At 51.7% G+C, this 23,640-nt stretch carries 18 protein-coding genes; 7 read left to right on the top strand and 11 right to left on the bottom strand.

Annotated elements, in window-relative coordinates; genetic code table 11:
• Positions 1-79 precede the first annotated feature (79 nt).
• Both ACO0LG_RS14260 and ACO0LG_RS14265 read right to left on the bottom strand, forming a co-directional pair.
• On the bottom strand, positions 80-1,192 hold the full coding sequence (locus tag ACO0LG_RS14260; protein WP_423027392.1) for a CobW family GTP-binding protein: 1,113 nt from the start codon (positions 1,190-1,192) through the stop codon (positions 80-82).
• Between the two features lie 76 nt (positions 1,193-1,268).
• Positions 1,269-1,769, bottom strand: coding sequence for a Fur family transcriptional regulator (locus ACO0LG_RS14265; RefSeq protein WP_423027394.1), 501 nt, complete (start codon positions 1,767-1,769; stop codon positions 1,269-1,271).
• 291 nt (positions 1,770-2,060) lie between these two features.
• Here ACO0LG_RS14265 and ACO0LG_RS14270 point away from each other — a divergent pair, with 291 nt between their 5' ends.
• Both ACO0LG_RS14270 and ACO0LG_RS14275 read left to right on the top strand, forming a co-directional pair.
• Positions 2,061-4,061 (top strand): PhoX family protein, encoded by a 2,001-nt coding sequence (locus tag ACO0LG_RS14270; RefSeq protein WP_423027396.1) that lies wholly within the window; start codon positions 2,061-2,063, stop codon positions 4,059-4,061.
• 211 nt (positions 4,062-4,272) lie between these two features.
• The gene (locus ACO0LG_RS14275) at positions 4,273-5,355 is read left to right on the top strand and encodes an OmpA family protein (protein ID WP_423027398.1); all 1,083 of its coding nucleotides are present in this window, start codon (positions 4,273-4,275) and stop codon (positions 5,353-5,355) included.
• A 123-nt stretch (positions 5,356-5,478) separates the two neighbouring features.
• On the opposite strand, the gene xerC is transcribed toward ACO0LG_RS14275, so the two are convergent.
• The 4 genes from xerC to ACO0LG_RS14295 form a co-directional block, all read right to left on the bottom strand.
• On the bottom strand, positions 5,479-6,408 hold the full coding sequence (gene xerC / locus ACO0LG_RS14280) for a tyrosine recombinase XerC (RefSeq protein WP_423027400.1): 930 nt from the start codon (positions 6,406-6,408) through the stop codon (positions 5,479-5,481).
• Positions 6,409-6,419: 11 nt separating this feature from the next.
• Complete coding sequence (locus ACO0LG_RS14285) at positions 6,420-7,079, bottom strand: DUF484 family protein (RefSeq protein WP_423027402.1); 660 nt, start codon at positions 7,077-7,079, stop codon at positions 6,420-6,422.
• Positions 7,079-7,939: a diaminopimelate epimerase gene (gene dapF / locus ACO0LG_RS14290; RefSeq protein ID WP_423027404.1), complete on the bottom strand. Its 861-nt coding sequence runs from the start codon at positions 7,937-7,939 to the stop codon at positions 7,079-7,081. Before dapF ends, ACO0LG_RS14285 begins: the two co-directional genes overlap by 1 nt.
• A gap of 127 nt (positions 7,940-8,066) precedes the next feature.
• A complete protein-coding gene (locus ACO0LG_RS14295; protein ID WP_423027406.1) occupies positions 8,067-10,397 on the bottom strand; it encodes a methyl-accepting chemotaxis protein in 2,331 nt (776 codons plus the stop codon).
• A 381-nt stretch (positions 10,398-10,778) separates the two neighbouring features.
• Here ACO0LG_RS14295 and ACO0LG_RS14300 point away from each other — a divergent pair, with 381 nt between their 5' ends.
• Positions 10,779-14,372: an indolepyruvate ferredoxin oxidoreductase family protein gene (locus ACO0LG_RS14300; protein ID WP_423027408.1), complete on the top strand. Its 3,594-nt coding sequence runs from the start codon at positions 10,779-10,781 to the stop codon at positions 14,370-14,372.
• Between the two features lie 126 nt (positions 14,373-14,498).
• Complete coding sequence (locus ACO0LG_RS14305; protein WP_423027410.1) at positions 14,499-14,870, top strand: DUF423 domain-containing protein; 372 nt, start codon at positions 14,499-14,501, stop codon at positions 14,868-14,870.
• Positions 14,871-14,877: 7 nt separating this feature from the next.
• On the opposite strand, the gene ACO0LG_RS14310 is transcribed toward ACO0LG_RS14305, so the two are convergent.
• Together ACO0LG_RS14310 and ACO0LG_RS14315 are read right to left on the bottom strand one after the other, a co-directional pair.
• Positions 14,878-16,269: a reverse transcriptase family protein gene (locus ACO0LG_RS14310; protein ID WP_423027412.1), complete on the bottom strand. Its 1,392-nt coding sequence runs from the start codon at positions 16,267-16,269 to the stop codon at positions 14,878-14,880.
• A 200-nt stretch (positions 16,270-16,469) separates the two neighbouring features.
• Positions 16,470-17,126 carry a glutathione S-transferase family protein gene (locus ACO0LG_RS14315; protein ID WP_423027414.1) on the bottom strand — a complete coding sequence of 219 codons (657 nt, stop codon included), beginning with the start codon at positions 17,124-17,126 and terminating at the stop codon, positions 16,470-16,472.
• A gap of 146 nt (positions 17,127-17,272) precedes the next feature.
• Here ACO0LG_RS14315 and ACO0LG_RS14320 point away from each other — a divergent pair, with 146 nt between their 5' ends.
• Entirely contained in the window at positions 17,273-18,988 is a 1,716-nt protein-coding gene (locus ACO0LG_RS14320; RefSeq protein ID WP_423027415.1) for an alkaline phosphatase D family protein, read from the top strand.
• 54 nt (positions 18,989-19,042) lie between these two features.
• Here the strand turns inward: ACO0LG_RS14320 and ACO0LG_RS14325 are convergent, their stop codons facing one another.
• Positions 19,043-19,519: a GNAT family N-acetyltransferase gene (locus ACO0LG_RS14325; protein ID WP_423027417.1), complete on the bottom strand. Its 477-nt coding sequence runs from the start codon at positions 19,517-19,519 to the stop codon at positions 19,043-19,045.
• A gap of 156 nt (positions 19,520-19,675) precedes the next feature.
• Here ACO0LG_RS14325 and ACO0LG_RS14330 point away from each other — a divergent pair, with 156 nt between their 5' ends.
• Positions 19,676-21,142, top strand: a complete 1,467-nt coding sequence (locus ACO0LG_RS14330; RefSeq protein WP_423027419.1) for a hypothetical protein — start codon at positions 19,676-19,678, stop codon at positions 21,140-21,142.
• Positions 21,143-21,223: 81 nt separating this feature from the next.
• A complete protein-coding gene (locus tag ACO0LG_RS14335) occupies positions 21,224-22,075 on the top strand; it encodes an EamA family transporter (protein WP_423027421.1) in 852 nt (283 codons plus the stop codon).
• 67 nt (positions 22,076-22,142) lie between these two features.
• On the opposite strand, the gene ACO0LG_RS14340 is transcribed toward ACO0LG_RS14335, so the two are convergent.
• Positions 22,143-22,706: a YceI family protein gene (locus ACO0LG_RS14340; RefSeq protein ID WP_423027423.1), complete on the bottom strand. Its 564-nt coding sequence runs from the start codon at positions 22,704-22,706 to the stop codon at positions 22,143-22,145.
• Positions 22,707-22,783: 77 nt separating this feature from the next.
• On the bottom strand, positions 22,784-23,578 hold the full coding sequence (locus ACO0LG_RS14345) for a class I SAM-dependent methyltransferase (RefSeq protein WP_423027425.1): 795 nt from the start codon (positions 23,576-23,578) through the stop codon (positions 22,784-22,786).
• Between the last annotated feature and the right edge of the window lie 62 nt (positions 23,579-23,640).

Raw genomic sequence — 23,640 nt, forward strand, 5'->3', positions numbered from 1 at the left:
CCTTATTGATAAAGTAAATGACATTTGCATGAATGCCACTTGCACGACAGACAATGTCTGACTTCAATAGCCCGCTAGTTTATACCAAACAATGCTCCAAACCTTCAATAAATATGTCTTTGGGTAGATTTTTGCCAATAAATACCATCTTGCTTTCACGCAATTCATCCTCTCCCCACTTGGCACCAACATCAGTCCCCATAATTTGATGCACACCCTGGAAAATGACCTTGCGGTCCGCACCTTCCATCAGTAATACGCCTTTATAGCGCAACATGCGCGGGCCAAAGACTTGCACCAGGCCGCCCAGGAATTCATCGAGTTGCCCGGTATTGAAGGGGCGCGTACTCTTGAAGACAAAGGCGGCGATATCGTCAGAATGATGGGCGTGATGATGGTTATGTACCTGCGGGGCATGGTCACCGCGCTCGCCATGTTCTTTATGATGGTGATCTTCATGTGTGCAATCTGCATCGCAAGCCTCATGTTCGTGATCGTGCCCATGATCGTGTTCATGTTCATGTTCTGCTTCTTCCGAACGCAGGAAGTCAGGATCAAGATCAAGCTTGGCATTGAGGTTGAAGCCTTTCAGGTCCAGTACTTCGCTGATGGCGATCTTGCCAAAATCCACAGCGCTAATAGGTGCCCGTGGATTCATGCGCGCCAGACGGCCACGCAGAGTGCCAACTACTTCTGCATCGACCAGATCAGTTTTTGACAGCAGTATCTTGTCAGCAAAGCCAACCTGGCGCTGGGCTTCTTCATGCGCGTCGAGTTGTTGCATGCCATGGCGGGCATCAACCACCGTGACCACCGCATCAAGCATGTAATAGGTGCCGACCTCTTCATCGACAAAAAAAGTCTGTGCTACCGGGCCCGGGTTGGCCAGACCTGTGGTTTCGATGATGACGCGGTCAAAGCTGAGTTTGCCTTCATTTTTTTGCTGTATCAGTTTACTCAGGGCAACGATCAGGTCGCCGCGTACCGTGCAACAGACGCAGCCATTATTCATTTCCACAATTTGCTCATTGCTGTCTTGCACCAGGATTTCATTGTCGATGTTTTCCTGGCCAAATTCATTTTCGATGACTGCAATCTTGTGACCGTGATCTTCTTGCAGGATACGGTTCAGCAGCGTGGTTTTACCTGCACCCAAAAAGCCGGTCAGGATAGTGGTAGGGATTAATGCCATGATTTTCTCTAATAAACAGTAAGGTTTGTTTGGGCAGCAAGCCACAATGCTTTGGTGCGGCTTGTCGTCAGGCCGCTTATTTTGCGCAGTCGGCGCACCAGCCCTTGATGGTCAGCTCAATATCGTGACTTTTAAAACCGCGCCCTAATGTAGTCTGCAGCGTAGCCTGCAATTGCTCACGCAAGCCAGGCGGTTGTTTGGCATCATCCAGACAAAATACCCTGGCGCAGCGTGTGCATTTGAAATGTCCGTGCTGATGCTGGGCCGGATGATTCTTGTTGCCCGCAGTCTCACTGCCAGTGCTATAACGGAATATCCTGTCGTCACCAGAAATTTTATGTGCCAGTCCGGCATCGGTCAGGCAATCCAGTGCGCGGTACAAGGTAACTCTGTCCATTTCAGGCAAGGCATCCTGCACTTCCAGATGCGACAGGGCACGCTGGCTGGACAACAGTTCAGACAAGACATTCAGTCGCGCATCAGTCACGCGCACACCAGCTCCCGACAGCAGGATTGAGGCTGCGCCCTGATGATGCGCTGTTGTGGCCGGCTTGGCTCTGGTAGAGGGTGATTTCATAATAAGTCCATCGTTTGCTGGCAGGCACAAGATCATACTGTGCGCTGTCTGTATATGCCTATTATGCCTCAAAAATGCAATTGAGTTGCAAAAGCATTCGCGACATGATTTTTGGGTTTGCTGATAAAAAATCCTGCGTTTCACTTGCCTGTCATATTCACTTCTTATACTCCTGCCCGAACTTGCCCTTACTCGCGGCAAGGTTTTAGTTCGCAAATTCAGGCACGCAATTGGTGACCTTCAGTCTCCGGTTGGCTCATTTTGTCGCAATCAACTTTTGGAATTCGAATCATGTCAGATCAACCTCAAGCCGGTCGCCGTCAGGCACTTAAATTCCTTGCAGGCGCTCCTTTGCTGCCGCTGGGTGCATTTTCCACGGCCTCATTGCTGAGTGCATGTGGCGGTAGCTCGACAGCAGCAACTCCTGCGACGGTTACCCCAATTGCAGCGAATTTTGTCGGTGCAGAATTTACAGCGATGCCAGCGCCATCCCTGGCAAATGCTGCAGCAATGGCGACCACGACCGTGGGTTCTACATTAAGCGTCAATTTCTCTGACAATAGTGCCCAGGCATTTAAATTGGCTTATCAGCCTTTCTTTACGACAGGCGACATGGTCTCGAATGGCAGTGGCGGCACCATCCTGGCTGGTGGATATGTAGATATCAATAACAAGCCGATTATCGACAAGACAGTCGCTGGCAAAGAACGTCAATTTTACTCAGATTCTCCTGACGGCACTTCATTGCTGTCGGTAGCTAATCCTACTGTTACTGGCATCAAAGGCAAGGCTGTTTTCGCCGTCGTGCAATTTGAATATACGACCTGGGCACAGGATGAAAAGACCGATATGTACGGCAAACTGCCTTCGCCTATCGCTATCCTGACGTTGGACCAGGACCAAGCGACTGGTAAATTGAGTCTGGTGAAATACTACAATGTCGATACTTCCAAGGTTAACGGTCTTTGGATTACCTGCGGTGCCAGCCTTTCGCCATGGGGCACGCATCTGTCCAGTGAAGAATATGAGCCAGACGCTTTTACGATTTCCAGCAACACCCAGTTCAAGGCCTATAGCGCTAATCTGTTCGGTGATGAAAACAAGGCCAACCCTTACCACTATGGACATCTGCCGGAAGTGACAGTCAACCCTGACGGTACTGGTACGATCAAGAAGCATTACTGCATGGGTCGTATCTCTCACGAACTGATCCAGGTTATGCCTGACAACCGTACTGCACTGATGGGTGACGATGCAACCAATGGCGGCATCTTTATTTTCGTTGCAGACAAGGAAAAAGACTTGTCCTCCGGTTCGCTGTATGTAGCCAAGATCGGTTCCGGTTTTTCCATCGATCCAGCCGCTGCCGGCGCTGCACTGACCTGGATCAAGCTTGGTTCGGCCACCAGCACAGAAATCGAAGCTATGGCAAACACGTTGAAGCCTGCTGACATCATGGAAGTGGCATCAACTGATCCTAAGGATGCCAGCTTTACCAAGATTTTCTACAGTGGCAAAGTGCAATGGATCAAAATCAAGCCAGGTATGGAAAAAGCAGCGGCCTTCCTGGAAACACATCGTTACGCATCCATGGTTGGTGGCAGCATGGCCTTGACCAAGCTGGAAGGTACGACAGTCAATGCCAAGGACAAGATTGCTTATTCTGCCTTGCAAAACATGCAGGCATCCATGGTGCGTGGCAATGCTGCATGGAACGAAGCTTATGGTGTGACGATAGAAAAAGTCGTGACTGCCGGTGCTGTATTGGCCCACACTCTGACAGGTGGACAGAAAGACACGTCAGGTGCTGCCATCAGTAGTGAATGGGTGCCAACACAGACCAAAGCCTTGCTGGTTGGCGAAGATTATCTGGATGCTGCAGGCAAGCTGGCACCAGATGCCCTCGGTAATACTGCCAATCCTGACAAGGTCGCCAATCCTGATAACCTGAAGTTTTCAGAAAAATTGCGCACCTTGTTCATCGGTGAGGATAGCAGCCAGCATGTGAATAATTTCTTGTGGGCCTATAACGTCGACACGAAAAAACTGTCACGCCTGGCGTCCATGCCTTCTGGTGCAGAATCGACAGGGCTTTCCGTTGTCGATGACCTCAACGGCTGGACTTACATCACAAGTAATTTCCAGCATGCAGGTGACTGGCTGTCACCTCTGCACAGCAATGTGCAGTCTACTCTGGACCCATTGGTACGCGCAAATTACAAAAATCGTTTTGCAGCTGCCGTTGGTTATCTGACTGCTGATGTCACCAGCTTGAAACTGGCTAAAGCATAGGTAGCTACCTGGTGTTGAATTAATGAAAAAGCAGCGGGGTCGCTGCTTTTTCATTTCAGGAGGTACATTGCCAGCAAGCTTGTAATTGAGCCTGCAACTGAGTTTGTAACTGAATTTGTAACTGAGTATCACTACCCACTTTCCAGAAATATCCTGTGCTACATTAACAAGCTATTGTTGAAAACCTCATTTTCCAGGAGCCTCGGATATCATGTACCTCATGCACAATGCGCTGAAATCATCCCTGCTAATTCTGTCCCTGTGTTTGTTCACATCAATCAGTCCGCTGGCCTTTGCGGCAACAGATCCTGCTCATGAAAAGGTATTTACGACGGATGCGCCAAATGCCAAGGATCACCCTCTGACCGGGCGTTACCAGGGTTCCAGCATCATGTTGCAGACGCGCAAGGCATTCGATGAAATTTCTTTCCCGGCTGGCCCGGCAACTGAGCCGGACTACAGCAGCAATAAAAAATTCTCCAAAATGCTAAAAGCCGAGGGTACAGTGACCCGCACTGTCTATATGGTGCCCAAAGGGCGCTCTTCGCTGGAGGTGTTTCGCAATTTCACTGATAACCTGGCCAGCAAGGGCTTCAAGCCTGTATTTCAGTGCGATAGCGATAGCTGTGGCCCATCCTTCAAGAGCCTGAAATACAACTGGAATGACGTTCGTACTCATGTGCAGGGCGAGGGTTACGACGTTACCCGCAACCGTTTTGTACAGGCCGTATTTGATGGTGCCAAGGATATCCGTTATGCCTTGCTGCAAAAAGGCGCGGGCGCAGCGATGACTTATGTGGGTGTATATGCCGCACTCAATTCTGGTGGCACCATGGGTGATCTTACTGACAGCATGAGCGACCGCGTGTCCGTGCTGGTAGAAGTGCTGGAACCAAAAGCCATGGAACAGAATATTGTCACCGTCGATGCCGACGCCATCAGCAAGGAATTGGCAGCGAATGGCTCCGTCAGCTTTTATGGTCTGTATTTTGATACCGACAAAGCCATCATCAAACCAGAATCCAAACCACAATTGGATCAAATGGCGAAATACCTGAAAGCCAATACTGCTGCTGTCTATATCGTCGGTCATACCGATACCCAGGGTGTGCTGGACTACAATATGACGCTGTCTGGCAAGCGTGCCCAGGCTGTGGTTGATGCACTCAAAGGCTATGGTATTGCCGATGCGCGTCTGATCGCCAAAGGTGTAGGTCCACTGGCACCGCGTGCTTCCAATGCCGCAGATGCTGGCCGTGCCAAAAACAGGCGTGTGGAAATGGTCTTGCGCTAAGAACCTGCTTACGATCTTACTGCGCGTGCGCAATCAGAGTTAATGCAGGCCTCGAGCGTTGCTCTTCAACCCGCTGGCACGCGCTCGCTACAGATCGTAAACAGGTTCTAAACCAGCAGTGACTTATTTTTTTGCGCGTGGATGCGTCTGGTCATATACCTTGGCCAGATGCTGGAAATCCAGAGAAGTGTAAACCTGGGTCGCCGCAATAGAGCTGTGGCCCAGCATTTCCTGCACGGCGCGCAAGTCCCCCGAAGATTGCAAGACATGTGAGGCAAATGAATGCCGCAACATATGCGGATGCACATTGGCCGGTATGTCCAGGCTTTGGGCATGCGCCTTCAGGCGCAGTTGTATCAGGCGAACGGAAATGCGGGTGCCGCGTTCGGTTAAAAACAAGGGGTGTGGGTCAGCCTTGACCAGTGTCGCCCGTATCGCCAACCAGTCGTGTAATGCTTCCAGCGCGGGTTTGCCGACAGGGACGATGCGTTGCTTGCCGCCTTTACCGGTGACACGGACTTCTGCTTCCTGCATATCGACCCAGCCCGCCGAGCTATAGCCTGATTCTGTGACAGCCGCGATATCCAGGCTGGCCAGCTCAGATACCCGTAAACCACTGGAATACAAGAGTTCAAACATTGCACGGTTGGCGCGGGCAGTTGGCTGGTCGCCGCCTTTGTGGGCCACCAGGCGTACTGCATCATCAGCCCCCAAGGCTTTGGGCAAGGGCTTGCTTTTCTTGGGAGCGCGTACACCTTCGACCGGGTTGGCCGGCAGATTGCGTTCTTCTGTCAGCCATCGATAAAAGCCGCGCCAGCTCGACAATTTGCGGGCAATGCTGCGGGCGTTTTGTCCGCCTCCATGCATTTGTGCGGCAAAGCGGCGTATATGATGGGTGCTCAGGCTGGCCAGATCGGTTTGCCCGGCCTGGTCAGCCAGCTTGATGAGTTCGCGTAAATCCAGCAGATAACTGTCCAACGTGTGCTGTGACAATTGCCTCTGACTACGCAAGACTTCCAGATAGCTGGTGAGATACTGGTCTTGCGTATTCATGTAGGGCTTACTTAGATATCCACCAGGCAGCTCAGCGCAGCACTGCTGGTATCGGCAATCTTGCTGAGGAAATCCGTTGCCATGTCCTTGGTGTAGCGATCCGGATCGGGTGAACCGAGTACCAGCAAACCAAAAGTCGGCCCATTGCCAGACAGGCGCAAAGGCAGCATGGCCAATGATTCGACTGCCTGATCAGCTTCTATCCAGCCAGCAGCTTCAAAATCGTGGTTCTTCCCACAATAAGGCGTGGTCAGGCCCTTGGCAAACAATTGTGCATCATCGCTGGTGGCACTGGCAAACCAGGTATGGGCATAGTCATCTGCCACACCCCACAGGCGCAGGGTGGCATGTGGCAGGTTGAAGATATCCTGCAAACCCTGGGTCAGCACATGAGGCAGATCGACATCATTGCGGGCCAGCAGCAGGGCGCGGGTCCACGTTTGGAACTTTTGGCTGATGTCATGGTTTTCTTCTGCTATACGCAGCAAATCTGCCATTCGCAATTCCAGTCCACGATATTTTTCGCGGACGACTTCCATCTGCCTTTCCTGCAAGGAAATGGCACGCCCCATGACAGGGCTGGTCAGCTTGATGGAACCCAGCAATTCTGCATGTTCTTCAAAAAAATGCGGGTGCTGTATCAGGTAGGTGGCGATATCGGTGGAATTCATTATGTTTCTATTAAATTAATTTCGCCTTCAAAGACGGTCACTGCCGGACCGCTGAGGAATACTGGCTGGCCTGCGCCATCCCATGCGATGGAAAGTTCACCACCGCGCATGCTGACACGGACCGGACTATCCAGCAAGCCTCGGCGTATGCCGGTGACGGCGGCTGCGCAGGCACCCGTACCGCAAGCCAGGGTTTCACCGGCACCACGCTCAAACACACGCAGGCGTACATGCTGGCGACCTACAACTTCCATGAAACCGGCATTCACCCGGCGCGGGAAGCGCGGATGATGCTCTATCAGCGGGCCATCAACAGCCACCGGAAAGTCATCTACCGAGGCTACCACTTGCACCGCATGTGGGTTACCCATGGAGACGGCAGAAATCCAGACCTGCTTGCCATTGATTTCCAGCGGCCACAAATCATCATCACCCTGATGCATGGCGGCGAGGTCGTCGGCCAGAAACGGCACCTGGTTGGATTCCAGCACTGGCGCACCCATATTGACGGTGATGTTGCCATCTTCGCCCATGCGCGGCTCTATGACGCCGGACATGGTCTGCACGCGTATGCTGGATTTGCTGGTCAGGCCTTTTTCGATAACAAACTGCACAAAAGCGCGTGAACCATTGCCACATTGTTCAACTTCGCCGCCATCGGCGTTATAGATACGGTAGCGGAAGTCAACATCCTGGCTTTCAGGGCGCTCTACCACCAGGATCTGGTCTGCACCGATGCCAAATCGGCGGTCAGCGATCTGCCGCCACTGCGCAGGCGTGAAATTGATGTGCTGGTTAATGGCATCGATAACGACAAAATCATTACCGGCACCATGCATTTTGGTGAATTTGAGTTTCATGCTGTGATTATAGCCTCAGACGGCACGCGCCACATGCTTCTGCATCTTTAAGGCTTGCCACGACTTTTAATACCGGGTTTGACATTCGGGAGGTGCAACAAGACCGGGTTAATTCTGTAACAGCCTCTCACTCTACCTGATACACGCCGCAACCCAGTACCAGATTATCCTCCATTGCCTCTATATAAGAAGTTTTTGCCTCCGTCTTTTTCGATACCGGGTTGACGATAGTGTAATTGACCCAGCCGCCAGTTTGCGGCAGGGCAAAGGCATCCCGTACCAGCTTGCGGCCATCCAGGCCATCGACATGAAACAGGTTGACCTTGAGCTTGGCGGCATTGCCAGCAAATGCCAGGTATTGGCCATTGCGGTCAAAGGCAAACACATACATGTCGCGGTCGGCATACAGTTTGTCGGCATTGGCAGTAATGATTTGCAGCGCTGGCCTGCCTCTGGAATGGTACAAGGCAACTGCCTTTTTGACCAGCACATGGGCTTCATCCGCCGTCCCTTGCAATAATTTGAAGGCAGATGCCGCCCTGGTCAGGGCATGGGCCTTGTCCTCCAGACTCATAGAAGCATGTTTGGCCTGTTCTGCCATCTGCGCATTGCTTTGGGTGATTTCATCCAGATGGCGCAAGGCTTCCGAGATTTGTGACAGGCCATTGCTTTGCTCACTGGAGGCAACGGAAATCGCATTGATATTATTTGCCAAGTCGCGGATGCCACCGACGATGTCAGTCAGTGTCATGTTGACATTGCTGATCTGATTGACGCCCTGATCCACCCTTTGTACAGAGTCATCAATCAGGCGTCTGATCTGGCGGGCAGAATCGGCACTACGCTGCGCCAGGCTGCGTACTTCACTGGCGACAACGGCAAAACCACGGCCATGTTCACCCGCGCGTGAAGCTTCGACTGCGGCATTCAGGGCCAGGATATCGGTCTGAAAAGAAATGCCATCGATGAGGCTGACAATCTCCTGCACCTTGCGGGCACTCTGGTGTATTCCGTTCATGGAATCGACTGCAGCACGCATGTCGTCGCCTGTCGATTCGGTAATCAGGCGCAAATTCGCTGCCAGGTTATCAACCGCCCTGGCACTCTCGGCATTCTTTTTTACCGTGTCAGCCAGGTCATCGACACTGGCCGATGTCTGTTCCAGACTGGATGCCTGTTGCTCAGTCCTGACGGTCAGGTCACTGATGTTGGTGGCCAGGCCCTCGCCCAGTTGCGCCACCATGCTGGCATTGCTACGTACATTCGCTACCAATTTCGACAAATTGCTATTCATGGCTTCCAGTAAATTACCGGTTTTTGCCAGCTCATCCTTGCCGGTGATGCGTATATGGTTGGTCAGGTCACCAGTGGCAACAGAATGGGCCGCACGTCCTACCTGATTCAGTGCAGACATGAAGCCACGATAAAAGCCGAGCGCCAGATAACAACTCAGGATGACGATAAAAACTGTCGCCAGACCTAGCAGGTTTTGATAAAAATCCATCTGGCTTCTTCTGTCTTTCAATAGATCAGCCAGCTTGTCCTGCATCTGGGTTTGCAGTGCCAGTGCTTTTTCTATGGCTTGTGTGCCTTGCGCAAAGTAGGCATTGGCGTCGCCACTGATACTTTCTGCCAGCAGGTTTTTTCTGGCCAGCGCGGCGAAAGCCTGTGATGCCTCGAAAGCTGCCTGCTCTGCCGTGTTGACGTTCACGCCAGCGCGCTTCATTGCTTCATCCAGATCGGCAACACCATTCATGGCTGCCTGCAAGGCATCCAGCTGGGAGACTATGCCTGCTTTTTCCGGGAATTCCATAGCCCCGGTTTTGATATAGCTGGCACCCAGCCCGCGTAATAGCGCCAGATGCTCTATCCAGACTGGCATTTTACGCATGGAGATATCCAGCAAAAGAAAGTTGGCGCTTTGGGTATCTGTCAGCAAACCGGTTTTCTCGCTGAGCAAGGCAGAAAATTGCAGGCTCTGCCTGATCAGGCGGCTGTGCTGGGCGACATTGTCTTTGACATTGGCAGCAACCTGGCCCGCGGTCAGTTGCTGCAATTCTTCGGTACTGGCTTTCCATGGACTTTGCAGGGCCAGCTCTGCATTATTGAGCAAGAATTGATCAAGCTGGTTCAGACTGTTTTTTAACTCAGTTCTGGTTTTTGCCAAATCCTCATCCAGATTTTCGCCAGAGAGTGTGAGATTGACCTGGCCGCGATGTTTTTGGGTCTGGATCACCACCTTCATGAGCAAGGTATTTGCTTCCACTCCCAACAAACCCTTGTGGGCATTGAGCGTATCTGTCCGTATCTGGGTCAATGCCAGACTGGCAAAAAACAACAGAGGCAGCAACAAAAGCATGAAGATGCCCAACAGTTTTGTACTCAAACTGAGTTTGCCCATCAATACTGTACAGGGGTGCATGATCCTGTTTATCAGTGTAGCCTCGTTTCCAGACATGATTTTCCTTGTCTACAAAGTGCCTGTGCCAGAAGGTGATCCGGAGCGTGATCCAGACTGTCATCTATTGTCCCAGAATCCCACCCTCCTTACGATACAAATTAAATGCATAAAGAGCAAATACTTGCCTAGGAAAAATTAACCAGTACACTTTGCGAAAGTGTCAGTCATACTGTACTGGTCTTATTGTGCTGTACTGTCCATTGGGACGTACAATACAGCGTGTTAATGTGCGATCCGTATCATGGTAGTTTGAACTTGCTTGTCCTTCGCAAAGTCAAACTACATTAAGCTACATTAAAAAGTATATGATTCACTCACAAGGTGATTCTGTTTTGTTGCGCACACCATTGCCCAAACGATAAAAAGCACGGAGACCCCATGAACGCACCCTTAAAAGTCGAGCAAGCAGAGCAGCTCGCGCTGATCGACAACCATATTTCCCTGGACGATAAATTCACGCTGGAGCGCGGCCGCGCTTTCATGACTGGTACCCAGGCCCTGATACGTCTGATGATGTTGCAACGCCAGGCCGATGAAAAAGCAGGCCTCAATACTGCCGGTTATATCAGCGGCTATCGCGGCTCTCCCTTGGGTAATGTCGATCTGACCGCAGCCAAGGCGAAAAAACATCTGGGCAAGCATCATGTGAAATTTCACCCAGGCGTGAATGAAGATCTGGCCGCTACGTCTGTGTGGGGTACGCAACAGGTGAATATGTTCCCTGGTGCAAAATATGATGGTGTGTTTGCCATGTGGTATGGCAAGGGCCCTGGTGTAGATCGTTGTGGTGACGTGTTCAAGCATGCGAATCTGGCAGGTACATCCAAACATGGTGGTGTACTGGTCGTGGCGGGTGATGACCATGCCGCCAAGTCTTCCACAGCAGCGCATCAGAGTGAACATATCCTTAAAGCCTGCGGTATTCCCGTGTTGTATCCATCTACCGTGCAAGAGTATCTGGACTATGGCCTGCATGGCATCGCCATGTCACGGTATACCGGTCTGTGGGTGTCGATGAAATGCGTGACTGACATCGTGGAATCCGGCGCCGTCGTTGATATTGATCCGGATCGCGTAAAACCGGTTATTCCTGAAGATTTTGTCTTGCCTGCCGATGGCGTGAACATCCGCACACCAGACCCGGTGCTGGCGCAAGAAATCCGCATGAATAACTACAAATGGTATGCGGCGCTGGCTTATGCGCGTGCCAACAAGCTCAATAAAATCATCTGGGACAGCCCGGTTGCCAAGATAGGCATCATCACTGCCGGTAAATCCTACCTTGATACCCGTCAGGCACTGGCCGACCTGGGTATCGATGAACAAGTCGCCAAGGACATAGGCATACGTCTGTACAAGATAGGCCTGACCTGGCCACTGGAATCAGAAGGCGTGCGTGAATTTGCTACTGGTCTCGAAGAAATCCTGGTGGTGGAAGAAAAACGCCAGATCCTCGAATACGCTTTAAAAGAAGAACTGTATAACTGGGAAGACAAAGTCCGCCCGCGCGTGGTCGGCAAGTTCGATGACAGTGGTGAGTGGAGTAACCTGCATGGTTCCGGCCATGGTGAATGGCTGCTGCCAGCGACCTATGAACTCAGCCCAGCACAGATCGCCAGGGCAATTGCTTCGCGCATCAGCCGCTATTTCGCCGGTCACCCGGTAGAACAACGCGTTAAAGAACGTGTGGCCTATCTGGAAGCCAAGGAAGCCATGCTGAATGTGGTCTCCAAGCCTGATCCAAATAAGGACCGCGTTCCGCATTTCTGTTCTGGCTGCCCGCACAACACTTCCACCAAAGTACCAGAGGGCAGCCGTGCCCTGGCCGGTATTGGTTGCCATTACATGGTGACCTGGATGGACCGCGAAACCTCTACCTTTACCCACATGGGCGCAGAAGGCGTGACCTGGGTAGGTCAGGCACCGTTCACGACAGAAGACCATGTATTCTGTAATCTGGGTGACGGTACTTACTATCACTCGGGTTTGCTGGCGATACGCGCTGCGGTATCCGGTGAAGTCAATATCACTTATAAAATCCTGTTCAATGATGCGGTTGCCATGACCGGCGGCCAGGAATTTGATGGCCCGCTGGACCCTGGCATGATCTCGCGCCAGATCGCTGCGGAAGGCGTAGGCCCGATTATTGTCGTCACTGACGAACCAGAAAAATATGGCGCCAATTATCCATGGGCTGCCGGTGTGACGGTGCGCCACCGTAGCGAGCTTGATGCCGTGCAACGTGAACTCCGCGTGGCCAAGGGCGTCTCTGCGATGATTTACGACCAGACCTGCGCGTCTGAAAAACGCCGCCGCAGGAAAAAAATCGACAAAGACGGCAAACCTGGCTTCCCTGACCCTGCCAAACGTGCAGTCATCAATGAAGCTGTGTGTGAAGGCTGTGGCGATTGCTCCGTGCAATCCAACTGCCTGTCAGTCGAGCCGCTGGAAACCGAATTCGGTCGCAAGCGCCAGATCAACCAGTCTTCCTGCAACAAGGATTTCTCCTGCGTCACAGGTTTTTGCCCCAGCTTTGTCACCGTAGAAGGCGGCAAACTCAAGAAACCGGCAAAAACGAAAATTGAACCAGGCAATGCACTCGACGTGAATACACTGCCTTATCCAGCCCTGCCGGATACCAAGACACCTTTCGGTGTACTGGTTACCGGCGTCGGTGGTACCGGCGTCATTACCATAGGCCAGATCATGGCGATGGCGGCGCATTTGCAGGGCAAAGCCTGTTCCGTGCTTGACATGACAGGTCTGGCGCAAAAAGGTGGCGCGGTGATGTCACATGTGCGCCTGGCCGACCATGCCGACGACATACAGTCCACCCGTGTAGGCACAGGCATGGCTGATCTGGTGATAGGCTGTGACCTGATCGTAACGGCAGGCAAGGATGCGCTGTCACGCATGGGTGAAGGCCGTACCCATGCTGCCATCAATGCGAATGGCTCGCCAACCTCGACTTTCATCAAGAACCCGAACTGGCAATTCCCGGCAGAATCAGCAGAGAACGATATCCGTAAAGCTTGTGGCGCTGACCGTGTCGATCTGATTGATGCAGCGTCAATTGCGACTGCGCTGATGGGTGACAATATTGCGACGAATATGTTCATCCTCGGCTATTCCTGGCAAAAAGGCTGGGTACCGCTGGAAGAAGTTGCCCTGATGCGCGCGATTGAACTCAATGGCGTATCGATAGACTTCAACAAACAGGCATTCAACTGGGGCCGCCTGGCAGCGCATGATCTGCCAGCCGTACAGCGCCTGGTCACGCCTGCTCAAGTCATAGAACTGAAACGTGCACCAACACTGGATGACACCATCAACAAGCGCGTGGCTTTCCTGACCGATTACCAGGATGCCGCTTACGCCAGCCAGTACAGTGACTTTGTTGCCCAGGTCAAAGCCGCAGAAAGCAAACTCGTCGATGGCAACAAGCCTTTGCGCCTGACAGAAGCGGTAGCCAAATACCTGTTCAAACTGATGGCTTATAAAGATGAATATGAAGTCGCACGTTTGTACACTGACGGCAAATTCCAACAGAAAATTGCCGACATGTTTGAAGGTGACTACGCCATCAACTTCCACCTCGCACCGCCACTGCTGGCCAAGCGCGATGACAAGGGTCATTTGATCAAGCAGCAGTTTGGTCCATGGATGATGAAAGCTTTTGGTGTACTGGCCAAGTTCAAGTCCCTGCGTGGCGGTACCTTTGATATCTTTGGCTACACCGAAGAACGCAAGATGGAACGTGCCTTGCCAGTCGAGTACAAGCAGACCTTGAACACCTTACTGCCTTTGCTCAATGCAGATAATTTGTCCAAGGCAGTCGCAATCGCCAGCATCCCAGAAGACATACGCGGTTATGGTCATGTCAAGGAAAGGCATTTCAAGGCTGCCAAGGCCAAGGAAGCAACGCTGATTGCTGAATTCAATACGGCACAGTCTGCGCAGAAAGCTGCGTAATCGAGTTCTTATCAGTTCCTGAAACCGCCGTGTTTTGCATGGCGGTTTTTTTATGCTTACTCTGCGCTTAACGGATAAAGCCACAAGGCTTTAAAATAGCGGTTCTCTTTTAGCCTGGAACCCATCATGCAAGCACGTTCTTTCATCGCCATTGCTGCCGTCCTCATGTTCATAGGAGTTGCTGCCGGTGCCTTCGGTGCACATGGGCTGAAGCAAATGCTGAGTGCCGACATGCTGGCTATATGGCAAACAGCAGTGACCTACCAGATGGTGCATGGCCTGGGCATGCTGGGGCTGGGCATCATGTTGCAGCAACAGGACAATGCTTTGTTGCGCAAGGCGGCCTGGGCAATGTTGATAGGCGTGATGATTTTCAGTGGCAGCCTGTATGCACTGGCGCTGACTGGTGTACGCATACTGGGTGCGATGACACCTCTAGGTGGCGTGGCCTTCCTGGCGGGTTGGGCGATGCTGGCCTGGGCGGCAATCCGTCGCTAAGCCAAAGTCAATTCATCACTGGTTCGTCAGACCAGTTTATCTGCTCAAACAGAGCTTGCAGTTTCGTCGTGCGTACCGGATTGATCATCCGCATATAGGCCAGCTTGCCTGCAAGGTGAGCACGAAAATCTGCATGTCCTTCGCGGTTTTGTGATGCCGGATTGTGACGCAGGCAGTTGGTCAAAATGGCTTTCAGGGTATCGTAATCAGCGCGCTTGACATTGCAATGGCTGTTGACGACGATACCTGTAACTTGCTGTCTGGTTGAGGCCCGCATGATGCGGGTTTTTTTATAATTCAGTACAAAGCCTTCTTCTATTGCGATGGCAGCTACCAACGGGATAAAGCGCCGCAGGCCCTGCTCAAATTCTTCATCACCAGAAAATGTCAGGTCATCTGCATAACGGCTGTAACGCGCCTGCATGTTGTCTGTCAAGGCCTGCAGGCGCATATCGAGCCGGTGAGCACACAAATTGGCGAGGGCAGGGGAAGTTGGCGCACCTTGTGGCAGATGTGGACTGCGCAATAGATGAGCAGAGCTGACTGGAGCAAATGGGTAGCGGGTTTTGTCTTTGACGATAGCTGTGGGTGTGCGGTTGCTGCATAGCCGTGCCAGCGTGCCCGCCACTTTTTCTGGATAGCCCAGTTTGGCGAACAGGGCATGCAGACGTGAACCTGGGATGCTCGTAAAAAAATCTTTCAAATCGAGCCTGACCACGACACGTTTCCCCGTGTGTTGTGCCGCATGGCTGATGCTCGAACGACCTTGTTGAAATGCCTGTGCCGCAGCATGCGGCGGTACGCGGTTCAATAGCTGTTGCAGGATTTTGCTTTGTATATTGCGCAGGCGTGACTTGGGTATTTCCAGCAAACGCCAGCCGCCCTTTGCTTTTTCCAGCCAGCGGTAATGATAGTGTCCGAGTCGCGGTGAGGCTTGCGCATCCTGCCGCCATTGATCAGCAAACCAGGCCAGTTCATTGACAGTCAGGTTAAGGTGTCTGGCCAGATCAGCGGAGTTATTAAATTCGGGCAAAGCCAGGGCTTGCAGCCATACAGGTTTTTCAGGGGCGATCGCTGGCTGCAGGCAATATTGTTTGATTTGCGGTTTTTCTTTACCGCGCCAAGCATCGTCATAGCCATGATCATCCTGTATCAATGCAGCCATTTCATCACGGCTGTAGTGATAAAAATGCGGGCCGGCATGTTGTTCAATTTTTTGACATAGCGATGGTATCCACGGCCATTTCCTGCCCAATATCCAGCTCATGTTTTTCATCAGGGCGATATGGCTGCATTCACCTGCCAGTAAGGCGTCGGCGATGGCGACCTGTTTGGGAATGTCCATGAGTGAAGGCAGTGGCGTAGGATCGTCGGCAGCGGGGCGGCGGAGAGCCTGCAACCAGTCTCGTGTAGTGTGAGCCTGTCTGCATGGAATGCAGGGTGGCTCACGCGATGAAATACCAGGTAAATTTATCCCGCGGGGTAACCCCGCAGAGGCACTATGGACTTGCGTCTGAGCGCCAGCTTGCAGGGTCCGCCGCAATGCGAAGATAGAGCATGCAATCGTAGCTGTCAATCCACGAATTGCATCTAAACCGATTACTCGCTGTATTTTTCTACTGCTCTTTGATAAGCGGGACGCGCCGCAACCATATCGACAAAGCGCGTCAGGTTGGGGAAGGCTTCACGGCCAGCACCGCGCACGGCTGACTGTACGGCGAAAGACAATTGTATGTCTGCGCCCGTCAGGCTGTCGCCAACGAAGTAATCACGGCCTTCCAATTCCAGGTTCAGGTAGCTGAAATGGTTTGCCACTTCGCTGCTGATACGTGGATGCAGCGGTGCACCGGCGTCACCCAGGCGACCTACATACAGCTTCAGCAACAGCGGCAACATGGCTGAACCCTCGGCATAGTGCAGGAACTGCACGTAGCGGTTGTAGTCAGTCGTGCCCACGGCAGGGGCCAGGCGGCCATCGCCATAAGTACGTATCAGGTAGTCGATGATGGCACCGGATTCTATCAGGGTTTGGTCTTTGTCACGGATGACAGGGGCTTTACCCAGCGGGTGTATCTTTTGCAGCTCAGGCGGTGCCAGACGTGTCTTTGGATCACGGTCGTAAGAGATGACGGTGTAATCCAGCCCGAGTTCTTCGAGCAACCAGGTAATGCGGCGTGAGCGTGATTCTTTTAAGTGATGGACTTCTATCATGGCAGCCTCGCGGTGTGGGAAAATGAGAAAACCGGAAAATCCCATTATGCCCAGTTTTTACAAAGCCTGCGCCGACACTTTTTAATTCGCTAGAGTGCTTGCTCTAGACTTTCTTCAGAGAATCGTCGCCAGCGTCATATCCCTGACATAAGGCCGCCCTACTATCTCTCATTTTCCAGGGGAGTAGCCAGATGCAAAACGATCAGAAGAAAAATTCAAAAGCGCCAGCAAATATTGCCAGACGCGGCTTTGTCATCAAGATGTCTTCCGTTGCTGCTGTCATGGCATCTGGCGGTGTTTTGACTGCCTGCGGTGGCTCCTCTCCAGAGCTGAATGGCGAAATGGCTGCCTTTAATTATGGCGTTGCCAGCGGCGACCCTCTGGCAGACCGCGTGATCTTGTGGACGCATGCAAAGATATCGACAGATGCCAGCGTTGACCTGACCTGGCAAATGGCAGCGGATGCCAGTTTTTCCAGTGTGCTGTTCTCTGGCAGGACGACAGCAAGTGCGGCCACGGGCTTTACTGCCAAGGTCGATGCGACAGGTCTGGCTGCGAATACAGAATATTACTATCGCTTCGTCGCACCAAATAATAGCGTGTCAGCCGTAGGCCGCACCCGCACGCTGCCAGTTGGCAATGTCGATCAGGTCAAGCTGGCGGTGTTCTCTTGCAGTGATTATCCTGCCGGTTATTTCAATGCTTATGACAGCGCAATCTCTTCAGGTGCGCAGTTTGCCCTGCATCTGGGTGACTACATTTATGAATACAAGGACGGTGTTTACCCTCCAGTTGCTTCTCAAGTCGCAGGCCGTATTTCTACGCCTGCCAGCGAGATCGTCACCGTCGCTGATTACCGTGCCCGCCACGCCCTGCACAAGGCTGATCCTTACCTCAAAGCCCTGCATGCACGCATGCCGATGATCGCTATCTGGGATGATCATGAGTTTGCCAATAATGCCTGGATGGATAGCGCAGAAAATCATAATCCAGCAACGCAAGGTACATGGGCCGCACGCAAGGCAGCGGCCAGCCAGGTCTATCATGAATGGATGCCGATACGCTCGCCAGATACCGCCAATCTGCTGAAGATTTATCGCTCGTTTGATTTTGGCAATCTGCTGTCGTTGCACATGCTTGATACTCGCATGATAGGCCGTGAACAGGCACCAGACCGCATGCTGGATGCGCAAGGCCGTGATGTGGCTGATCCCAAGTTCCTGCCTTACGCCTTCAACAAAAACAAGCAATTGCTGGGCACTACCCAGCAAGCCTGGCTTGACACGCAAATGACGTCATCCAAAGCGACCTGGCAGGTACTGGGTAACCAGACTGTCATGGGCCGCGTGCAGTTGCCGGCATCGACACTGGTTTCCAATCTGAGCGCAGACTCAGTGACTGCTTACCTGACTGCCAAGGCAACGCCGGCAGCGGTACAGACACAGGCGCAAAAAGATTTGCTGGACCCGTTGAAAAATCCCAAAATTTCCTACAACTTCGATAACTGGGAAGGTTATCCAAACGCCCGCGATACCGTATTCAATTCAGCAGCGAAATTGAAAACAGCAGGCAAGAAGTTCCTGGTCTTGTCCGGTGACAGTCATAATGCCTGGTTCAATAAACTGACGCTGCCTGATGGTACCCAAGTAGGTGCAGAGTTTGCAGGCATGTCGGTGACTTCATCCGGCTTTGAAGGCGTGTTCCCGCCATCTGTAGTACCACCCGCCACACTGGCAGGCACCATCAAGGCACTGGTGGATGACATCAATTACATCGACACTTACCGTCGTGGCTATATGCTGATCACCGTCACGCCTAGCCAGGCCAAGGGCGAGTATGTGTATGTCAGTACTGTCACCAGTTCCAGCTACAGCACTAGCGTGGATACTTTTACTTATGCTGGCTAAGACAGCTCAGGCAGAAGCAAGGGGCCAGTGATTGCTGGCTCTCTGTTTTACTCTTCAGACCTGGTATTCCATCGCCAGCACTTCTTCACTGGAATCATTCTCTACCGCTATAAATCCTAACTGGCGGTACAAATGCAGCGCTCCTTCATTATCTCGGTAGACACGCAAGCTGAGTGCAGGCAAGCCAGTCTCCGCAACGGCATGCCGCATCAATTGTTCGCACAATAATCTGCCATAACCCAGACTGCGTGCTGCGGGCGAAACGATGATGCGGCCAAGGTGCGTACGGCGCTCATCCCGTTGCCAAAATTGGGCAAACCCAACCACATCCTCTTTCGCGTCAATCAGAACCAGGTCATGCGCCTGTGGCTTTGCCAGCAAGGCTGGTAAGTCAGCACTGGCGAATGGATAGGGCAACTGCGGGCCAGCCCAGCGGGCACAGGCCTGTGCATTGTTTATCCAGGTGGCGATAACTGCGTAGTCAGTTGACAGGGTGGCGCGTAATATGGGCGGCCTGGTTTCAGGGGGCATGGGTGTATTTTTTTAACAGCTACGATCAAATAAACGGTATTTTTTTTGCCATTTAACCGTGGACGAAGCGCAACGGCATAAAGATAATTCGCACGTAGTTTGTAATGATATGTCCGGCCATGATAAATGTGTTGATTAAGCAACTGAAAATTATCTATGCCAAACGCGCACGCTGGTAACAACGGACAAATCAATCCCGCTCAATTTCAAAAACTAAAAACTGTGGGACGCTGGGCGCTGAAAATTGTCCTGGCTATTTTATCGATTATTTTACTGTTGATCATAACTTTTGCCGCCATCAACTGGAAAGACGAAGCGCTGACACCAGAAGCGCAAGTCTTTCTGCGGGACCAGCAATACCAGGTGCCTGATGCGCAGAATGGGTTTTATATCATGGAAGCGATGCGTGCTCCGCTGGGTAGCGATCTGTTAAAAACCGGTATAGAGAATGTCAAGGCTGAACATGCCCTGTACCAGAAAGATAAAGCGGCTTATGAAAGCCTGCCTCATCCACAATTCAAAGGGGAATATGTCTCGTTTAGCTGGAACAATAACCGTTGCGAGAAAACCATACAAAACTGCGTGAAGCTGGATTTGGCGAAACGTGTTGAATTATCTCCACAAATCGCGGCCAATCAGGTATTGACAGAACGCTATACCCTGATGCGGACTATGGGTAATTATGAAGAGCATCTGATACCGTCTTTCGCCGCAAGAATACCTGCTTATATTAGTGTAACTCATGCAATAGATTTGCTGTTGACACAGGCAAGTTTTGATATCGCAGATGGCAAAGCAGATACCGGTTTGCAACTGTTGGAAAGCAATAACGCTTATCTCAGGCTGATACTGAAAAACAGTTCCAGCCTGATTTCTAAAATGGTGTTGCAGGCAGCGATACGCAAGCAGGCACGCACTGTCAGTGAACTGGTGGTGGTATATCCGGCGCTGCTGGAACAATATGCAGAACGCATCAGCAGCCTGGTGCGCCCTATGGCGGAGGAAGAAAAGACTTTGAAGCGCGCTTTCTTATATGAAGCACGCGTGCAGGCGAATTTCTCACAAAATCTGCTCGCTTCATTTGCGCTCATCAAAGATAATCCTGGCAACGCTCCATGGCCCCTGAATTTGCTGGGTGAGCAAACTTTTCAGCCCAATGCAACATCCAATATGGCGGCCAAGAACGGGTCATTGATCATCGCAGCCGCAGAAAATCCTTCCGTTGATGCCAGTTACACGAAAAATCGTTTAATAAGTCTGCATCAAGAGTTAAGCGGCAACGGGATTTCTTACTATCTCAATTCTGCCTATAACCCGGTCGGGAAAATACTGATGCAAATAGCTGTGCCTGATGATGCCCGCATTGGAAGTTATATCGACAAGAGCAGGGATACTGACGCCTATCTGCGCCTGGTCAGTTTGCAAGTCGATATCTTGCGCAAAAAAATTGCGAATGCAGATAGACCCGCTTATCTGGCCAGCGCACCGCCTGCATTGCGTAACCCCTATGATGGCTCAGCCATGTCATGGGATGGTAAAACAGGACAATTGAAATTTACTGGATATGAAAATTCCGGCAACAATCTGGATAGAGGCAAGCTAAATATTGTCGTTTTGGATTGAGTGCAGGAAATTCTTTACAAGCAATGTTAAAGTGGGTAAGTGATTGTTAACACAAACGCTGCTCACGATGTTTGAATTGGTATGTCTAGCTTAGTCCTCTCTATTGTTTTGTTTGCTGCCTTCCTGCATGCCGTCTGGAATGCGGTGATCAAGGTGGGTGCCAACAAATACTTTAATACGGTATTGGTGACTTCTGGTGCCGGTCTGGTTTGTGCATTGGTTTTGCCTTTTGTTAGTCAGCCAGCATTTGAAAGCTGGTTGTTCATGCTGGCTTCAGTCGCTTTGCAAGTGGTGTACTTCTATTTATTGGCAGCAGCCTACCGTCATGGCGACATGAGCCAGGCTTACCCTATCATGCGTGGCACAGCGCCCTTGCTGGTGGCACTGGTCAGTGGCAGTGTCATCGGCGAGGCTGTGCCCGCATTACGCTGGCTGGGGTTGGGTATGCTGGTGCTTGGCATACTCGGTTTAAGCCTCTCCGGTCAGACAAAGGCCGGAGACGAATCTCAGGCAATAGCTAGCCGTGGTTTCGCTTTGCTAAATGCCTGTTTCATCGCAGCCTACACGGTGGTGGACGGTATAGGCGTACGCAAGTCGGGTGCGCCTGCTGCGTATACCATGTGGATTTTTTTGCTGACTGCACTGGTGTTATTGACTGTCGTCATACTCAGGGGCAGGCAGGTATTTTTCGCTTATATCAGAGGGAAATATTTCCTGGGCATAGCCGGCGGTACAGCTTCAGTTGCCTCTTACGGACTGGCATTGTGGGCCATGACCCTGGCCCCGGTGGCCGCCATTGCTGCCTTGCGTGAAACTTCGATATTGTTTGCCACGGCGATTGCGGCCTGGGTCCTGCATGAGAAAATTTCTGCCAGACGACTCGCCGCGATCATGCTGGCAGTAGCTGGTGCAATTGTGATCCGGTATACGTAATAGTCCCTCCAGAGGCGGTGAGGCTCGGTTGCAGCATGTCTGCCATCATCAAAATATCTCTTTTCCACTATTCTTTAATCGCCTCAACACTGAATGACAAAGTCACTTCATCACTGACAAACGGGACATAGCGGCCCACACCATAATCGCTGCGCAGGATCTTGGTATTACCATTCGCACCGCAGGCACGTTTTAGATACAGGATCATGAAGCGGCATTCAAATTGCGTGATATCCACGGTCACCTTGCGGGTGACATCCTTGATGGTCAAATCACCTTCCACCTGCACCAACTGGTCTTCATTGAAGATCATCTTGTTCGACTGAAAAGAGATCTTTGGATATTTTTCAATATTAAAAAAATTGTCCGAACGCAGGATTTTGTTGAAGGTGTCTGAACCGGTATTGATGGAAGCCGCATCGATGGCAATTTGCAAGCTGCCAGTTTTGTTATCCATATCCAGTTCAATACTGCCGCTGTTTTTATCGAAACGGCCGCGCTGTAAGGACAAGCCCCAGTGCTTGTATTCAAAATTGCTGAAAGTGTGTTCCTGGTCGACCACGTATTTGTCAGCGCCATATGCAGCCATGCTGGCACAGGACACTATCAGCAACAGGTATTGTTTGAACATGGTCGTTCCAAAAAGGAAAAGGCGGTAACAACCATCATAAGCTGTTACCGCCAGACTTACCAGTTACGCTGAGCGTCTTAAGACTTGACGAACTTCAGCGTCATCCTGTCGCTTTCACCGATGGCTTCGTATTGCGCCTTGTCCTTATCCTTGTTGGCAAAGGTGGGTGGCAAAGCCCAGACACCGTTTTCATGATCAGCATTGTCTTTAGGGTTGGCATTGACTTCAGATTTCCCCGCCAGTTTAAAGCCCACGCTTTCAGCCAGTTTGATGACATAGCTTTCATGCACATAGCCAGTGCTGGCTTTTGCATCCTGGGTTTTGCTGGCTGGCAGACGATGTTCTACCACGCCAAATACACCACCTGGTTTCAGACTGTCATAGGCGCTCTGGAACAAGGCTTTCATGGCGGGTTCACCATTGTCTATCCAGTTATGGATGTTCCTGAAAGTCAGCACCATATCAACTGTCCCCTTGTCGGCATAATTAAGCTTGGCTGGTGGAGAGAAAACGCCCATCTGCACCTTGCCATATACTGCTGGTGTAGCATCCAGTTTTTGCTTGAAGCTGGCCGCACCCTTGCTGGCTGCAGGATCATTCAGGGCGACGATCATCTTGCCATTATCGCGCAGGTACTGTGCCAGGATTTCTGTATACCAGCCACCGCCTGGCGACAGTTCCACTACCGTCATCGTTGGTTTGATACCAAAGAAAGTCAGGGTTTCATACGGGTGACGGGCACTGTCACGTATCGCATTGGCAGGCGTTCGTTGTTGTCCGGCAATAGCCGCCTTCAAGGCATCGTCGGCCAGCGCTGCCTGGCTGCATGCCAAACCTGTGATCAGGCCCATGGCGAGCAAAAATTGTTTCATACAGAGTCTCCAGAGGAAAAGAGTTAAGACCGCCAGGCCGGACAAACGTTCCATAGCGAAGT

The sequence above is a fragment of the Undibacterium sp. Ji42W genome (assembly GCF_049340405.1).
In the GTDB taxonomy this organism is placed as follows: Bacteria; Pseudomonadota; Gammaproteobacteria; order Burkholderiales; family Burkholderiaceae_D; genus Undibacterium.

Coding starts and splice junctions, on each gene's coding strand:
- ACO0LG_RS14340 (WP_423027423.1), bottom strand. CDS start 22,706: ATGTTCAAACAATACCTGTTGCTGATAGTGTCCTGTGCCAGCATGGCT.
- ACO0LG_RS14300 (WP_423027408.1), top strand. CDS start 10,779: ATGAACGCACCCTTAAAAGTCGAGCAAGCAGAGCAGCTCGCGCTGATC.
- ACO0LG_RS14305 (WP_423027410.1), top strand. CDS start 14,499: ATGCAAGCACGTTCTTTCATCGCCATTGCTGCCGTCCTCATGTTCATA.
- ACO0LG_RS14330 (WP_423027419.1), top strand. CDS start 19,676: ATGCCAAACGCGCACGCTGGTAACAACGGACAAATCAATCCCGCTCAA.
- ACO0LG_RS14285 (WP_423027402.1), bottom strand. CDS start 7,079: ATGAATTCCACCGATATCGCCACCTACCTGATACAGCACCCGCATTTT.
- ACO0LG_RS14315 (WP_423027414.1), bottom strand. CDS start 17,126: ATGGGATTTTCCGGTTTTCTCATTTTCCCACACCGCGAGGCTGCCATG.
- ACO0LG_RS14320 (WP_423027415.1), top strand. CDS start 17,273: ATGCAAAACGATCAGAAGAAAAATTCAAAAGCGCCAGCAAATATTGCC.
- dapF (WP_423027404.1), bottom strand. CDS start 7,939: ATGAAACTCAAATTCACCAAAATGCATGGTGCCGGTAATGATTTTGTC.
- ACO0LG_RS14270 (WP_423027396.1), top strand. CDS start 2,061: ATGTCAGATCAACCTCAAGCCGGTCGCCGTCAGGCACTTAAATTCCTT.
- ACO0LG_RS14260 (WP_423027392.1), bottom strand. CDS start 1,192: ATGGCATTAATCCCTACCACTATCCTGACCGGCTTTTTGGGTGCAGGT.
- xerC (WP_423027400.1), bottom strand. CDS start 6,408: ATGAATACGCAAGACCAGTATCTCACCAGCTATCTGGAAGTCTTGCGT.
- ACO0LG_RS14335 (WP_423027421.1), top strand. CDS start 21,224: ATGTCTAGCTTAGTCCTCTCTATTGTTTTGTTTGCTGCCTTCCTGCAT.
- ACO0LG_RS14295 (WP_423027406.1), bottom strand. CDS start 10,397: ATGTCTGGAAACGAGGCTACACTGATAAACAGGATCATGCACCCCTGT.
- ACO0LG_RS14345 (WP_423027425.1), bottom strand. CDS start 23,578: ATGAAACAATTTTTGCTCGCCATGGGCCTGATCACAGGTTTGGCATGC.
- ACO0LG_RS14265 (WP_423027394.1), bottom strand. CDS start 1,769: ATGAAATCACCCTCTACCAGAGCCAAGCCGGCCACAACAGCGCATCAT.
- ACO0LG_RS14275 (WP_423027398.1), top strand. CDS start 4,273: ATGTACCTCATGCACAATGCGCTGAAATCATCCCTGCTAATTCTGTCC.
- ACO0LG_RS14325 (WP_423027417.1), bottom strand. CDS start 19,519: ATGCCCCCTGAAACCAGGCCGCCCATATTACGCGCCACCCTGTCAACT.